Below are 13,835 nucleotides of genomic sequence, written 5' to 3'. Positions count from 1 at the left end.
CAGCCTAGGAGAGAACGTTCAGCGGCCGCTCGGCAGTGGATCGCGTGCCATCGCCGCGCGGAGAATGTCCAGAGCATTCTCGCGCATGACGGCGTCGGCCTCGTCGGAGTTGAGCCCGCCGACCCCCGTGAGCCACACCTTGGACTCGATGCCGGCCACTGCACGGAGTCGGACCGCGAGGGCATGGCGGTCAAGATGCGGGTGCGTCTCGGCGAGGGGTGCGAGAGCCTCCTCGTACCAGCGCACGGCCCGACCGCCGCGGAGGCTGGGCTGCTGGGCCCCGGGGGCGATGGATGCCTTCAGTGCGGCCCGCAGCTGGGGATCCCACCTGCGCATGAAGGCGAAGTGTGCGTCGAGCGTGCGGGCCATCCTTTCGACGACATCCGACGGCGGGTGCTCGCCCAGGAGCGACCGCTCGCCGGTCTGAGGCATCGCCGCATTGAGCAGGGACTCCTTGTCGGGGAAGTAGCGGTATGCCGTGGTACGTGAGATCCCGGCGGCTTCGGCGACGTCGGATACCGAGGGGTCTTCCCCGCGTGCCATGAGGTCACGCACTGCATCGATCAGCGCGTCCCGAGTCCTTGACTTCTGCCGCGTCCGGCCGGTGTCCGCGTAATGGTTGTTGTCGGGAGGGGCCATGCGCTTTATGCTACTCGCATACCGTTATGGGACGACAGTCCCATAAGTCCCAGTCTCGACCATTCCGAAGGAGATGTCCCATGTCAGATCCCATCGAGGTCAGCCCGAACCTCTACCGCGTCGTCTTCGAGAACGACCGCGTCCGCGTTCTCGAGTATGTCGACCAGCCCGGCGATTCGACGGGCACCCACTCGCACCCGGACAGCGTCATGATCACGCTGTCGAGCTTCACGAGACGCCTGTCCTCGGGTGGCCGTGAGGTCGAGGTCGAGATGCCGCAGTTCCAGGCGCGCTGGCTCGACGCCCAAGAGCATTCCGGCACGAATATCGGCGCTACCACGACGCACAACATCTTCGTCGAGCTCAAGGAGGTCCGGACCGATGCCGCCGCGACCGCTCCAGCCCGGCTTGGCCCGAGTAAGTCCTGACCCCCTGCGGACTTAGGTCGCCGGCCCGTGCACCCGGACGGCTCTCCTTGGCAGAATGGCTGCATGCGCACCTTTGGGGTGGAGGAAGAGCTGCTGATCGTGGACCCGGACACGGGCGACCCGCTCGCGCTCGTCGACAGGGTTCTCGCCGTCATGGGCCGGCCACGCGACGTCGAACGCGAGTTCAAGCTCGAGCAGGTGGAGATCCAGACGCAGCCGTGCATCACCCACGAGGAACTCCTCGGCCAGCTCTACCACGGGCGGCGTGCGCTGGACCGCGCCGCCCGGCAGGTGGGTGCGAGGATCGCGGCCCTCGGCACGTCTCCGTTTCGCGCTGCGACCCACGTGAGCCCGGGGGAGCGGTTCGCCGCGATGGTCGAGGAGTTCCGCCTCACCTCGCAGCAGCAGCTCACGTGCGGCCTGCACGTGCATGTCTCCATCGATTCCCCAGACGAGGGCGTCGCGATCCTGGACCGCATCCGAGAATGGCTCCCGCTGCTCGTTGCCCTGAGCGCCAACTCGCCGTTCTGGCACGGCTCGAACACCGGTTACGCGAGCTTCCGGACCCAGGTGTGGAACCGCTGGCCCACGGCCGGTCCCCAGCAGCTGTTCGGGTCGGCTCAGGCCTACGAGCGACTCGTGGCCGCCATGGTCGGCACGGGCGCGATCCTCGACGAGGGGATGGTGTACTTCGACGCGCGGCTCTCGCGCCGCCATCCCACCGTTGAAGTGCGGGCACAGGACGTGTGCCTCAATGCCGCGGACGCGGCCCTCATCGCCGTCCTCGTTCGCGGTCTGGTCGAGACAGCCGCGCGTGACGCCTCCGACGGCCGACCGCCCCTCGGGACGCAAGTGGCGCTCCTGCGCCTCGCCTCGTGGCGCGCGAGCCGGTCCGGGCTCAACGGGGTCCTCGTCCACCCGCTCGAAGCCCGACCCGTTCCCGCAGCGGACGCGATGGGCGCGCTCCTCGAGCATCTTGGACCCGTGCTGCGGGAGAGCGGAGAGCTGGCGCCGGCCGAGCGCGCCGTCCACGGACTGCTGGCAGGCGGCTCGGGGGAGCGGGCCCAGCGCGAAGCGGCGTCCGACGGCGACGGGCTGGCCGACGTCGTGCGCGCCGCCGTCGAGGCGACCCAGCAGCGTGACGGCGGGTGGGACGACGGCGCGTAGCCCGCGGACTCCGCGCGCCCGTTCCCTTGAGGGTCATGTCCCTGGGTTGAGGGGTCATGTCCCTGGGTTGAGGGGTCATGTCCCTGGGTTGAGGGGTCATGTCCCTGGGTTGAGGGGTCATGTCCCTGGGTTGCGGGGTCAGGTCCCTGGGTTGCGGGGTCAGATCGCTAGGACGGCGGCGGCCGGCGCCGAGCCGACTTGATCTCGCCCCGGCGCTTCTTCGACTCGAGGCGGCGCATCTGCGATCCGCGGGTGGGACGCGTCGCGCGCCGCGCGGGCCCCGCCGGCAGGATGGCCTCGGACAGCAGATCGATGAGTCGCTCACGGGCCGCTTCCCGGTTCCGCAACTGCGACCGTTCGCCGGACGCGACGATGCTCAGCCGCCCGCCCACGAGACGCCCGGCCAGCCTCTTGAGGATGCGCTCGCGCTGAGCGTCGGAGAAAGCCGTGCTCGAGCCGGGGTCGAAGAGCAGCTCGACCCGGCTGTCGGTGGTGTTGACCCCCTGACCGCCTGGCCCGCTCGAACGGCTGAACCGCTCCACGAGCTCGCTGGCGGGGATCACTAGGCCGTGCCGCGCGCCGGGCTGCGGCGGCAGTCGGAGGTCTCGGCCCGGCGTGTCCATAGGCTCATTCTCCCGCACGGAGGCCGCGGCGTCTGAGCCGTGCTTGACGCGGGGTCCCCTTCGTCAAATATCCTATAGGAAAGATGACAAGGGAATCCTTCCCTGGAACCGTGGCTCAATGACGAGGAGAACCAGATGACCCGGCTGTGGAATGATCCGGCATCGTTCGCGGATGACATGGTGGAGGGCTTCGTTCGCGCCAACGGCCGATGGGTCCGCAGGGTATCCGGCGGCGTCTCCCGCTCAACGCGCTCGCCCGAGCCGGAGGTCGCGGTGGTGATCGGCGGCGGATCAGGCCATTACCCGGCCTTCGGCGGCCTCGTCGGTCCGGGCCTGGCCCACGGCGCGGCGATGGGGAACCTCTTCGCCTCGCCGTCGGCCCATCAGGTCGAGTCTGTGATCCGCTCGAGCGAGCAGGGTCGCGGGGTACTCCTGAGCTTCGGCAACTACGCGGGCGACGTTCTGCATTTCGGGGCGGCGCAGGAGGCCCTGCGTCAGGATGGCGTCGACTGCAGGACCGTCGTCGTGACCGACGACATCTTCAGCGCGCCGCAGTCTCAGAAGGCCAGGCGCCGCGGCATTGCCGGGGATCTGACCGTGTTCAAGGCCGCTGGCGCCGCGGCGGCGGCCGGGTCCGGCATCGACGACGTCGAAAGGGCCGCGGTCCTTGCGAACGCGCGGACCCGCTCGATGGGCGTTGCCTTCACCGGCTGCACGCTGCCGGGGGCGGAGGAGCCGCTCTTCACGGTCCCCGAGGGGAAGATGGCGGTGGGCCTGGGCATCCACGGCGAGCCCGGAATCGACATCACGGACATCCCGAGCGCCGACGGGCTCGCCGAGCTGTTCGTCGACCGACTCCTCGATGCCGCCGAGGTCCCCGAGGGGGCCACCATCAAGGGCGGCCGCGTGGTTCCGATCCTCAACGGCCTCGGATCGGTGAAGAATGAGGAACTGTACGTTGTCTACGCGCGCATCGCAGACCTCCTCACGGAGGCCGGGCTGACCCTTGTCGACCCGCGGGTCGGGGAATTCTGCACGAGCTTCGACATGGCCGGAGTCTCGTTGACCCTCCTGTGGCTCGACGAGGAGCTGGAACGCCTGTGGCTCGCACCCGCGGATACCCCGGCGTTCGCGGCGGGCTCCGTTGACTCCTCGGCGCTCGAGGCAGTCACGATGGACGGCGGGTACGGCGGGGACGGCGAGTGGGGAGAGGAAGCCGAGCTGCCGGCGTCGTCTGAGGAGTCCCGGAAGGCCGCGGGCGTCATCAGCCAGGCGCTCGCCGTCATGCGCGACGCGATCGACGCCCAAGCGGCCGAGCTGGGGCGGATCGACGCGATTGCCGGCGACGGGGACCACGGTATCGGGATGCAGCGCGGCACCGTTGCCGCTGCCGAGGCCGCGATGGCCCTCGGCGGGCAGGGCGCGGGAGCCGAAAGCCTCCTCACCCGATGTGGAGACGCCTGGTCCGACCGCGCCGGCGGCACCTCCGGCGCACTCTGGGGCCTGATCCTGAAGACCGTCGGCTCTCACCTGGGCGACACCAGCCCCGCGACGGCAGCGACCCTCGCAGCCGGCATCTCGGCGGCCAAGACCGCAGTCATGGACTATGGCAAGGCGAAGGTCGGCGACAAGACCATGGTCGATGCACTCGTCCCGTTCGCCGACACGCTCGCTGCGCGGGTGACTGCGGGCGAGAGCCTCGCGGAGGCCTGGCGGAAGGCCGCCTCGGCGGCGGCCACGGCGGCGGAGGCGACCGCGGATCTCATGCCCGGCATGGGTCGGGCCCGCTCGCACGGCGCGAAGTCCCTCGGCACTCCGGACCCCGGCGCCGTCTCCCTTGCCCTCATCGCCGAGCGCATCCACACCGTCATTGCCGCTTCAGTGACACCAATCCCATCTATCTGAAGGAGAACCCATGCCTGCATGGCGCATCGTCGTCGGCTCGGACGACGCCGGCTTCGACTACAAGGAAGCCATCAAGAAAGACCTTGAGGCGAGCGATCTCGTGACGTCCCTCGCAGACGTCGGCGTGGCTGCCGACGGCGGCACCAACTATCCGACGATCGCCACCACCGCAGCCGAGATGGTGGCCCGCGGCGAGGCGGACCGTGCGATCCTCTTCTGCGGCACGGGGCTCGGGGTGGCTGTCGCTGCCAACAAGGTCAGGGGAATCCGCGCCGTGACTGCCCATGACAGCTTCTCGGTGGAGCGCAGCATCCTGTCCAACAACGCCCAGGTCCTGTGCATGGGCCAGCGCGTCATCGGCATCGAGCAGGCCCGGCGCAACGTGCGGGAATGGCTCACCTACGTGTTCGACGAGACGAGCGCGTCCAATGACAAGGTCCGCGAGATCTGCAGTTACGAAGGCATCTGAGCATGGCGGCTTTCCCGCCGGTGCTCATCGGCGCGAGCACCAAGATGTACTTCAGCCATGAGTCCACCGTGCACTGGTGCCGTGCCGTCGCGGCGATCGCCCGGAGCCATCCCGCAACTCGGGACGGACTTGCGGGGCTCTTCGTGGTGCCCGGATACCTCTCGATCGCGGCGGCGCGCGAGGCGCTCGGCGGCCTTGCGATGGTGGGCGGCCAGGACCTCGCCACCGAGGACTTCGGCCCGTTCACCGGGGAGGTCAGCGGGGCGCAGCTCGCTGAGGCAGGCTGTGACCTCGTGGAGGTTGGCCACGCCGAGCGGCGGCGCCTCTTCGGGGAGGACGAGGCTGTGGTCAGGACCAAGACCGAAGCGGCCCTGCGCAATGGCCTGATCCCGCTCGTGTGCATCGGCGAGCCCGACCGGTGCGACCCGGCGGACGCGGCGACTGAGTGCATCCGGCAGATCGATGACGCCCTCGCGGGAGCCGGTGCGGCCGGCCTGTCCGGCAAGGCTATCGTCGCGTACGAACCGCAGTGGGCCATCGGAGCCCCGGAACCGGCCGAGCCGGCATACATCCGCGCGGTGTGCGGCCCGCTGCGGGAGCACGTCCGCGCCCTTGAGGGCCACGAAGGCTCCGCCGTGATCTACGGCGGCAGCGCCGGCCCCGGGCTCCTGACCCAGATCGCCGATGCGGTGGACGGCCTGTTCCTGGGCAGGTTCGCCCATGATCCGGCCGCCGTCGAGGCGATCCTCACCGAGGTTTCGGCCCTCGTCGGCCAGACCCCGGCTGATAGGATCAGGGGCGCAGGAGGAGCCCATGTCTGAGACCGTCTACCCTCTGGCCGGGGCTGCCGCTCTGGAGCGGAGGGGCCTGCGCGACCGCGTCTACGATCTTGTCCTCGACATGCTCATGACGGCAGACATCGCGCCGGGCACGCGGCTGTCCATCGACGCCATTGCCCGAGACCTCAAGGTCTCCCCGACTCCGGTCCGCGAGGCACTCGTACAGCTCGAGAGGACGGGTCTCGTGACCCGTGAGGCGCTCAAGGGCTATCGCGTTGCGCCGCCTCTGGCGGCCGGGCAGCTCGAGGCCCTCTTCGACGCGCGCCTCGTCCTGGAAGGCGGGGCCACCGAACTTGCGGCACGCCACGCTGAGGAGCTGGTGCCGCGGCTAGAACAGGCGCTCACGGAGCACCGCGCCATCTCGCGGATCGTGCACAAGAGCGTTGCCCACGGTGAGAAGCTGTCCGTCGGCCTCATCCGCGAGTACTTCGCGATCGACTGGAACTTCCACCACCTCATCTTCGAGGGCACGCACAATCCGTTCCTCCTCGACATGTCCGAGGCGATCTCTACCCGCGTGCACCGGATGCGACAGACGGTCAAGTCCGGAGTCAGCGATGCAGATGACGCCGTGGTGGAGCACTCCGCGATCCTCGATGCCTTCCGCGGCGGGAGTGCCGAAGAGGCCGCCGCCGCGATGCGAGCCCACATCGACAGGGTGCGGGAACGGGCTCGCCTGGACGTCGCCTCGCAGTGAACTGAGCTGAACTGACACCCGCACGACGTCGGCCGGTCACCCTCGCGGGGTGACCGGCCGACGTCGTCTGCAGGACGCTGTCAGTGCGCGAGCGCCTCCTGCTCGAGGAGCTCATCCGACTTCGCACCCTTGAAGAACTTGGTGGCGAAGACCATCCCGGCCGCGACGAACGCGAACACGCCCAGCGACACGACGCCCCAGACCCCCGAGCTCGTCGGAACCGCTGCATTGATGCCCGTGCGCATGAGCGGGGCCACGAATCCTCCGAGGTTGCCGAGCGAGTTGATGAGGCCGATGCCCGCAGCAGCGGCGGTGCCGGTGAGGAAGGCTGTCGGGTAGGCCCACGTGATCGGGCCGACCGAGAGGAAGCTCGCCACCGCGAGGGTGATGAACACGATGCCCAGGAATGGCTGGCCGTTGGCGCCGGCCCAGCCCGAGGCGAGGATGAACACACCAGTGCCGATGTAGAGCAGCGAGCCCCAGTTGCGACGACGCGTGAGAGTGTGAGCGGCCTTGCCGAGGAAGTAGCAGGCGAAGAGGCCCACGAGCCAAGGGATGGCAGAGACCAGGCCGACCTCCCAGCCGACCTTCTTGCCGAGCAGCCCGGCCACCTGCTGGGGAAGGTAGAACGTGGTGCCGTAGACCGCGATCTGCAGGGCGAAGTAGATGACCGTGAAGTACCAGACCTTCCAGTTGGCCATGGCGCGCCAGATCCCGTTCGGGCCGTCCTGGGTGCGGACATGGTCCTCGAGCGCCATGGCGTCCGAGAGCGCGGACTTCTCGCTGTCGTTGAGGAACTTTGCCTTGGCCGGGCTGTTCGTGAGGAAGAACAGCGCGGCGATGCCGGCCACGATCGCGAGCACACCTTCCCCGAAGAACATGACCTGCCAGCCCCGGGCGAATCCGAGGGAGTCGCCGAAGCTGATGAGGCCGCCGGACAGCGGAGCACCGATCATCTGCGAGAACGGCTGCGCGAGGTAGAAGATCGCGAACATCTGCACGCGGACCTTGTTCGGGAACCACTCCGAAAGGAACATGATCACGCCGGGGAAGAGGCCGGCCTCGGTCACGCCGAGGAGGAACCGGAGCGCCGTGAACATGGTGTCGTTCGTGGTGAATGCGAAGGCCGCAGCGACGATGCCCCACGTGATCGCGATGCGTGCGAGCCAGAAACGGGCGCCGAAGCGCTTGAGGAGCAGGTTGCTCGGCACCTCGAAGAGCGCATAGCCGATGAAGAAGATCCCGGCGCCGAGGGCGAACGCGCCGTCGCTCACTCCGCGGTCCACCCTGAGGGCGGCTTCCGCGAAGCCCACGTTCGTGCGGTCGAGGAAGGCAACGAAGTAGAGGATGACCAGCATCGGCATGAGGTGCCGCGCGGCCTTCGAGATGGCGGACTTGAGGGTGGTCTCCTGCGCCGACGGCGCAAGGGTTCTCTGATCGGGTGAGGACACGTCAGCTCTCCTTTGAGTTGAACTGCTGAGTTGAACTGCTGAGTTGAACGGTTGGGTGCGGGTGATGCGGTGGGACGGTGCGACGGCGGGCCGGGATTCAGCGGCCCTGGACGATCGTGAAGACGCCGATGGCGGTGAACACGATGCCTATCGCGAGGAAGGCGATCCGTGATTTGGACCAGGTTCCGAGGAGGGATTTCATGGGGTCCTCTCAGTGCATGTAGAGGCCGCCGTCGACGTTCAGGGTCTGGCCCGTCACGAAGCCGGCATCCTCGCTGATGAGATAGGCGATCGCCGCGGCGATGTCCAGCGGCGTGCCGATGCGCGGCAGCACGCCGTCGGCCGCCATCTTCTCCTTGCGCTCGTCCGTGAGCGTCCCGCCCATGATGTCCGTGTCGATCGGCCCGGGGGAAATGACGTTGACGGTGATGCCGGCATGGCCGAGCTCACGGGCCACGCTGCGTGAGAAGCCGATGACTCCGGCCTTCGCGGCCGAGTAGACCGTCTTGCTGAACGTCCCGCCGCCACGCTGCGCGGAGACGGAGGAGAGGTTCACCACGCGGCCCACACCGTGGGTGACCATCGATTCGACGGCGCGCCGCGTCGCATAGTGCACACCGTTCATGTTGATTCCCATGACCCTGTTCCACTCCTCGGGGGTCACCTCGAGGTAGGACACGGCGGAGGAGACGCCCGCGAGGTTCACGAGTGCCACGATCTGGGGGAGCGCGCCCTCGAGCTCGTCGAAGGCGGCCCGCACCTGGGCCTCGTCCGAGACGTCGGCGCCGGCTCCCGCGGCGACGACGCCGTGTTCGAGGGCGATCTCCTCGGCAACCCTCTTCGCGGCGTCGGCGTCGACGTCGATGATGCCGATGTTCCAGCCGAGCTCGGCGAGGTAGTGCGCCGACGCGCGACCGATGCCGCGCGGCGATGCTGCGCCGGTCAGGATGACCGTGCGGGATGTGGGGAAGGCAGTCATGGTGTTTCTCCTTGTCGGGGTTAGTTGGCGCCGTGCGCGGAAGCCGCCGCGATGGGCGCCGGGCCGAGCTCGTCCATGAGCTTCTTGATGGCCGCATACGCCTTGTTGCGGTACGCGACGAGTTCAGGGGTGCGCTCGGCGGGGACGTCGAGATAGCCGGCTCCGGACTTCGTGCCGAACTTGCCGGCGTCCACGAGGTCCTGGAGCGATGCGGGCGTCGCGAAGCGCTCGGGCCAGCGGCTCTGCAGGGACTCGTAGCAGAAGGAGTACACGTCCAGGCCAGCCATGTCCGCGATGGCGAAGGGCCCGAACACCGGCAGGCGGAAGCCGAAGGTCGTCCGGACGATCGTGTCGATGTCCTCCGGGGTGGCGATGCCCTCCTCGACGATCTGCGTCGCCTCGTGGAACAGCGCGTACTGGAGCCGGTTGAGCACGAAGCCGGTCGCGTCCTTGACCCGTGCGGTCTCCTTGCCCGTGGAGGCCACGAGGTCCTCGACCAGGGGCAGCACGGATGGGTCGGTCCCGGGATGCGGGATGAGCTCGACGCCCGGGATGAACGGGGCCGGGTTGGAGAAGTGCACGCCGAGGAAGCGCTCCGGGTTGGTCACGGCCTCGGCGAGGGACGCGATGAGGATCGTCGAGGTGTTGGAGCCGATGACGGCGTCGGGCCGGGCCGCGGCGGAGATGCGGCGCAGCGTCTCGTGCTTGACCTCGATCTTCTCGGGCACGGCCTCCTCGATGAAGTCGGCTCCTGCCACAGCGTCCTCGATGGACGGCGCGGGCGAGAGATGCGCCTCGAGGCGTTCCACAGCGTCCTCCGGGAAGAGCCCGTCGGCCACGAACTGGCGGGCCTCCTCGAGGAGGCGCTCGAAGTTCTTGGCTGCGATCTCCTCGGAGACGTCCGCGATCCGGACGGTGGCTCCGCCCAGGGCAAGGACCTGGGCGATGCCGCCGCCCATGTAGCCGGAGCCTACGACGGCGACGGTGAGTTCAGACATGGTTTCCCCCTAGCCCTTGGGCAGCAGAGTGCGGATGTACTTCTGGTTGGTGGCGCAGACGCCGAGGCTGTCGCCCCCGTAGTGCTCGGCCAGGATGATCCCGTCGAAGCCGGTGGCGATCGCGTCCCGGAACACCTCGCGGTAGTTGATGAGGCCGGTCTCCATCGTCGAGGGCACGGAGGTGGCCCAGCTGCCGTCCGCGGCCTCGTCGCGCGAGTAGTTCTTCACGTGCCAGTAGTTGGCGTAGGGAAGCGTCTTGGCGAAGAGGTCCCGCCAGTCCTCGATGGGGCGGTGCAGCCGGATGAGGTTCGCGATGTCGGGGTTGAGGCCTACGTTGTCGAGGCCCACCTCCTCGACGAAGCGGACGGCACTGTCTCCGGTGCCGAGGTAGGTGTCCTCGTACATCTCGAGCGAGACGCGCAGGCCCAGGTCGGCGGCGTGCTTGCCGAGCTCGCGGATGCGCCCGACGGCGGTGTCCCACACGTCGCGATCATCGGGGTCCTGAGGGCCTTGGGCCGTCCAGAACCACAGGGCATTGCGCTGGGCCGCGCTGAAGGGCTGGTGGAGCCCCGTGGAGAAGACCTGCATGCCCCACTCGGCTGCGGCGTCGATCGTGCGGTGGGCGTACTCGAGGTTGCGGTCCTCGTGGCCCGGCATGATCACGCTCTGGCGCTGGAGGTGCACGGACGGGATGCCGACCCCGTGGGACCTGGCGATCGAGAGGAACTCGTCGCGGCGCGAGGGCTCGAGGTCGGCGGGGCGCACGTGGCTGTCGGCGAGCTCCGCAAGGGTGAAGCCGACGTCGGCGATCTGGGCGAACATGTCATCCCAGACCTCAGCGGGTGCATCGTGCAGCGCCAGCCCGTTGCGGTCCACGGCTCGGAATCCGTGGAGGCATGTAGCGATGGGCCACGATTCGGCGGTGAACGCTGGTTCGGTCGACATGGTGCTCCGTTGCAGATGTTGGGGGTCGAAGGGGGTAGACAACTGCCGCGTGATGCGGCTCACGAAAAGATCCTATAGGAAATATGAGGTCTGTCAACGGGATTGGCAGCCCCCGCCGACGCCCTCCGGAAGGGCTAGGCGGTCCTCCGGGCGGGCGCCACGACCTTGATGACTGCGGAGTCGTCCGCGGCAGCGAGGCCCTGGGCCTGACCGAGGAGGTAGAGCTGCTCGGCGGCGGCTGCGACCGGGGCGGCGAGGCCCGCCGAGCGTGCGGCCTTGCCCACGATCCCCATGTCCTTGACGAAGATGTCGAGCCTTGAGAGCACCTCGGCACCGCTCTCGGTGTAGGCCTCGAGAATGCGCGGGCCGCGGTTGGAGAGCATGAAGGAACCGGCGGCGCCTGCCTCGAGGGCCGCGAGCGTCTTGGCCTGGTCCAGGCCGAGCGCGTCGGCGAGGGCGAGTGCCTCGGCTGCGGCGGCGATGTGTACCCCGCACAGGAGCTGGTTGACCGTCTTGAGGGCCTGCCCGTCGCCAGGCCTGTCACCGACCACGGTCAGCGTCGAGGCGAGCAGCGCCAGAACGGGGTGTGCCTTCTCGTAGTCCGACGGCGTCGCGCCGACGACGATGAGGAGGTCGCCCTCGCCGGCCCGCACGGGACCGCCGGAGAGCGGTGCGTCGACGAGGCCCACGCCGAGCGCGGCCAGACGCGCGACTGTGCCGGGGATGGCGTCGGTGCCGACCGTGCTCGTGAGGATCACGACGGCGCCGGGCTTGAGCGAGGCGGCAACGCCGTCCTCGCCGAAGAGGACCTCGTCGAGCTGCTCGCCATTGCGCACGGCGAGCAGGAGCGCGTCGGCGCCCTCAGCGGCTTCCTTGGCCGTGCCGAACGTCTCGATGCCCGCGGCGGCGGCGAGCCCGAGGCGGACCGGGGCGATGTCGAAGCCGTGGACCGTCAGGCCGGTCGCAAGCCGCGTGGCCATGGGCAGGCCCATGGCACCGAGGCCGAGGACGGCAACGGTCTCGGTGGTGGCCGGGTGGTCGCGGTCAGATGTGGTCGGGGTGGTGTCGAGCATGGTGGTCCTCCTGTGGACTCTGGGCCTGAGGGGCTGCGGAAGGGGTCAGAAGGCGCTGAGGGTCTTGGTGACCTGGGCGAGCGACTCGTCGTCGCCGACGTTCCCGGCGAACACGACGTAGGGGATGCCGCGGGCGGGACCGCTCACGGGTTCCCACAAGGAGACGATGCCCGGGAGCATCGGACCGCGCACGATCGCGTGGCGGATCTCGAGTCCGTGGGCCGCGACGTCGGACGAGGTGATGCCGCCCTTGGCGATCACGAAGCGCGGGGGCGTTGCCTTGAGCGTGCGGTTCACAACGCTCACGACGGCGGCACTCACCGTCCGCGCGATCTGCAGGCTCTCGGCGGGGTTGCCCGTCTTCACGAGCGCGCGGGACGTGTGGATGATGACATCCCCGGAGGCCAGGGAGTCGATGACGGCGGCCACCGTCGCGTCGAGGTGGAAAGGAGCGGTTCCCGGGTCGAGGAGCCGGTTGACGTCGATCTCGATCGTCCGTGCAGACGCATGCCCTTCCCTCAGTCTCGCAAGCTGACGGGTCGTGAGGCCCACATGCGAGCCGACGACGATGAGGCCCCCGGGCGCGAGGTCGGTGCGTGCACCGCCGGGAACGCGGCCGTAGACCTCCTCCGCTGTGAGGGGCTCACGGACGTCCTGGCCGATGCGGCCGCGGACGAAGGGCGGCCCCACCCTGTAGAGGAGGTGCTTCCCCCGCCCCTCAGCCTCTTCGAGCCCGAGGGCGAGGGCCCGGAGGTCGTTCTCGCCCGTGGTGTCCACGACGATCGGGGTCGAGTCTGCCGCGGGGCCGATGGCGTCGGCGATGGCGCCCGCGCCCGCGCGGATGGTGGCGAGGTCGAGCACGATCACGTCGCCGGCGGACCGGCGTCCTGAGGTCTTCTCCTCGACGTACGCGGGCAGGTAGGAGCTTGAGAAGCCGAACGTCGCATCCTTGGCGAACTCGGTTTCGCTCACCGGGGTGAGTGACGCCTCGGGCGAGCCGGCGGGGCCACCGCCGCCACCCGCCGTCGTGCGCACGTAGTGGTGGCCGCCGATCGTGACGCGGCCGGCGTCGGGGAAGGCCGGGACGATGACGACGCCGTCGACCGCTGCGCCGCCGTGCGCGGCGATGGCCTCTGCGAGGACGTCCGTCTCGAGGGGGAAGTGTCCGCGGAGGGTCGAGTCGCTCCGGCTGACGAAGGCGAGCCGGATGCCTTCCTCCTGCGCGGCGCGGCTTGCCGCCACGACAACCTGACGGTTGCGCTGCGCTGCCTCGCTGGGGTCGAGGCTGCGCGTGTTCGTCAGGACGTACACGGCGGCCGGGCGGGCGCCGTCGATGCGGCAGCCGAACGCCCAGCGGAAGTCTTCAGTCTCCCAAGCGGTGAGGACGGGCAGGTCGGCGACCGACTGGGTGCCGGTGGGGTCGTCGTCGAGGACGACGAGGACACGGCCGGATAGGGCAACCCGTTCAGCGACCTCGTGCGCGGCGATGTCCCGCTCTGCGGGGTAGCTGGCGAGGGCCTCGGCTTCGAGGAGCATGCGAACACTTCCTTGTGTGAATCACGAATGTAAGATGTCAGACATCTGATGTGAGTATGCCGGGCGGACCTCTCCAACGCAAGAGG

General features: G+C 69.1%; 14 protein-coding genes. 6 read left to right on the top strand and 8 right to left on the bottom strand.

Going from position 1 to position 13,835, the window contains the following annotated elements; genetic code table 11:
• Positions 1-18: 18 nt before the first annotated feature.
• The gene (locus tag AB5L97_RS16225; RefSeq protein ID WP_369045422.1) at positions 19-639 is read right to left on the bottom strand and encodes a TetR/AcrR family transcriptional regulator; all 621 of its coding nucleotides are present in this window, start codon (positions 637-639) and stop codon (positions 19-21) included.
• Positions 640-719: 80 nt separating this feature from the next.
• Here AB5L97_RS16225 and AB5L97_RS16220 point away from each other — a divergent pair, with 80 nt between their 5' ends.
• Positions 720-1,067, top strand: a complete 348-nt coding sequence (locus AB5L97_RS16220) for a cytoplasmic protein (RefSeq protein ID WP_307958433.1) — start codon at positions 720-722, stop codon at positions 1,065-1,067.
• A 63-nt stretch (positions 1,068-1,130) separates the two neighbouring features.
• Entirely contained in the window at positions 1,131-2,234 is a 1,104-nt protein-coding gene (locus AB5L97_RS16215; protein WP_369045421.1) for a glutamate--cysteine ligase 2, read from the top strand.
• A gap of 167 nt (positions 2,235-2,401) precedes the next feature.
• Here the strand turns inward: AB5L97_RS16215 and arfB are convergent, their stop codons facing one another.
• A complete protein-coding gene (arfB, locus tag AB5L97_RS16210) occupies positions 2,402-2,857 on the bottom strand; it encodes an alternative ribosome rescue aminoacyl-tRNA hydrolase ArfB (RefSeq protein WP_369045420.1) in 456 nt (151 codons plus the stop codon).
• A gap of 135 nt (positions 2,858-2,992) precedes the next feature.
• On the opposite strand from arfB, the gene AB5L97_RS16205 reads away from it, so the two are divergent.
• Genes AB5L97_RS16205 through AB5L97_RS16190 form a run of 4 tightly spaced genes read left to right on the top strand, consistent with a single transcriptional unit; the run spans position 2,993 to position 6,767 of the window.
• Positions 2,993-4,762: a dihydroxyacetone kinase family protein gene (locus AB5L97_RS16205; protein ID WP_369045419.1), complete on the top strand. Its 1,770-nt coding sequence runs from the start codon at positions 2,993-2,995 to the stop codon at positions 4,760-4,762.
• A gap of 10 nt (positions 4,763-4,772) precedes the next feature.
• The gene (locus AB5L97_RS16200) at positions 4,773-5,231 is read left to right on the top strand and encodes a ribose-5-phosphate isomerase (RefSeq protein ID WP_369045418.1); all 459 of its coding nucleotides are present in this window, start codon (positions 4,773-4,775) and stop codon (positions 5,229-5,231) included.
• 2 nt (positions 5,232-5,233) lie between these two features.
• Positions 5,234-6,052 (top strand): triose-phosphate isomerase family protein, encoded by an 819-nt coding sequence (locus AB5L97_RS16195; protein WP_369045417.1) that lies wholly within the window; start codon positions 5,234-5,236, stop codon positions 6,050-6,052.
• Complete coding sequence (locus tag AB5L97_RS16190; RefSeq protein WP_369045416.1) at positions 6,045-6,767, top strand: GntR family transcriptional regulator; 723 nt, start codon at positions 6,045-6,047, stop codon at positions 6,765-6,767. The genes AB5L97_RS16195 and AB5L97_RS16190 overlap by 8 nt, the downstream gene beginning before the upstream one ends.
• An 80-nt stretch (positions 6,768-6,847) precedes the next feature.
• Here AB5L97_RS16190 and AB5L97_RS16185 read toward each other — a convergent pair whose 3' ends face one another.
• The 6 genes from AB5L97_RS16185 to AB5L97_RS16160 form a co-directional block, all read right to left on the bottom strand.
• The gene (locus tag AB5L97_RS16185; protein WP_307958426.1) at positions 6,848-8,218 is read right to left on the bottom strand and encodes an MFS transporter; all 1,371 of its coding nucleotides are present in this window, start codon (positions 8,216-8,218) and stop codon (positions 6,848-6,850) included.
• 211 nt (positions 8,219-8,429) lie between these two features.
• Complete coding sequence (locus AB5L97_RS16180) at positions 8,430-9,197, bottom strand: SDR family NAD(P)-dependent oxidoreductase (protein ID WP_307958425.1); 768 nt, start codon at positions 9,195-9,197, stop codon at positions 8,430-8,432.
• 20 nt (positions 9,198-9,217) lie between these two features.
• The gene (locus AB5L97_RS16175; RefSeq protein ID WP_307958424.1) at positions 9,218-10,195 is read right to left on the bottom strand and encodes a 3-hydroxyacyl-CoA dehydrogenase family protein; all 978 of its coding nucleotides are present in this window, start codon (positions 10,193-10,195) and stop codon (positions 9,218-9,220) included.
• A 9-nt stretch (positions 10,196-10,204) separates the two neighbouring features.
• The gene (locus AB5L97_RS16170) at positions 10,205-11,140 is read right to left on the bottom strand and encodes a sugar phosphate isomerase/epimerase family protein (RefSeq protein WP_307958423.1); all 936 of its coding nucleotides are present in this window, start codon (positions 11,138-11,140) and stop codon (positions 10,205-10,207) included.
• A 134-nt stretch (positions 11,141-11,274) separates the two neighbouring features.
• Complete coding sequence (locus AB5L97_RS16165; protein ID WP_369045415.1) at positions 11,275-12,213, bottom strand: NAD(P)-dependent oxidoreductase; 939 nt, start codon at positions 12,211-12,213, stop codon at positions 11,275-11,277.
• Between the two features lie 45 nt (positions 12,214-12,258).
• Positions 12,259-13,749 (bottom strand): four-carbon acid sugar kinase family protein, encoded by a 1,491-nt coding sequence (locus tag AB5L97_RS16160; RefSeq protein ID WP_369045414.1) that lies wholly within the window; start codon positions 13,747-13,749, stop codon positions 12,259-12,261.
• Between the last annotated feature and the right edge of the window lie 86 nt (positions 13,750-13,835).

Source organism: Sinomonas sp. P10A9 (assembly GCF_041022165.1).
In the GTDB taxonomy this organism is placed as follows: Bacteria; Actinomycetota; Actinomycetes; order Actinomycetales; family Micrococcaceae; genus Sinomonas; species Sinomonas puerhi.
This window is presented reverse-complemented; position numbering and strand designations above follow the sequence as displayed.

What these genes read in the sequence shown, in the direction of transcription:
- AB5L97_RS16225 (WP_369045422.1), bottom strand. Translation starts at nt 639, where the DNA reads ATGGCCCCTCCCGACAACAACCATTACGCGGACACCGGCCGGACGCGG.
- AB5L97_RS16220 (WP_307958433.1), top strand. Translation starts at nt 720, where the DNA reads ATGTCAGATCCCATCGAGGTCAGCCCGAACCTCTACCGCGTCGTCTTC.
- AB5L97_RS16215 (WP_369045421.1), top strand. Translation starts at nt 1,131, where the DNA reads ATGCGCACCTTTGGGGTGGAGGAAGAGCTGCTGATCGTGGACCCGGAC.
- arfB (WP_369045420.1), bottom strand. Translation starts at nt 2,857, where the DNA reads ATGGACACGCCGGGCCGAGACCTCCGACTGCCGCCGCAGCCCGGCGCG.
- AB5L97_RS16205 (WP_369045419.1), top strand. Translation starts at nt 2,993, where the DNA reads ATGACCCGGCTGTGGAATGATCCGGCATCGTTCGCGGATGACATGGTG.
- AB5L97_RS16200 (WP_369045418.1), top strand. Translation starts at nt 4,773, where the DNA reads ATGCCTGCATGGCGCATCGTCGTCGGCTCGGACGACGCCGGCTTCGAC.
- AB5L97_RS16195 (WP_369045417.1), top strand. Translation starts at nt 5,234, where the DNA reads ATGGCGGCTTTCCCGCCGGTGCTCATCGGCGCGAGCACCAAGATGTAC.
- AB5L97_RS16190 (WP_369045416.1), top strand. Translation starts at nt 6,045, where the DNA reads ATGTCTGAGACCGTCTACCCTCTGGCCGGGGCTGCCGCTCTGGAGCGG.
- AB5L97_RS16180 (WP_307958425.1), bottom strand. Translation starts at nt 9,197, where the DNA reads ATGACTGCCTTCCCCACATCCCGCACGGTCATCCTGACCGGCGCAGCA.
- AB5L97_RS16175 (WP_307958424.1), bottom strand. Translation starts at nt 10,195, where the DNA reads ATGTCTGAACTCACCGTCGCCGTCGTAGGCTCCGGCTACATGGGCGGC.
- AB5L97_RS16170 (WP_307958423.1), bottom strand. Translation starts at nt 11,140, where the DNA reads ATGTCGACCGAACCAGCGTTCACCGCCGAATCGTGGCCCATCGCTACA.
- AB5L97_RS16165 (WP_369045415.1), bottom strand. Translation starts at nt 12,213, where the DNA reads ATGCTCGACACCACCCCGACCACATCTGACCGCGACCACCCGGCCACC.
- AB5L97_RS16160 (WP_369045414.1), bottom strand. Translation starts at nt 13,749, where the DNA reads ATGCTCCTCGAAGCCGAGGCCCTCGCCAGCTACCCCGCAGAGCGGGAC.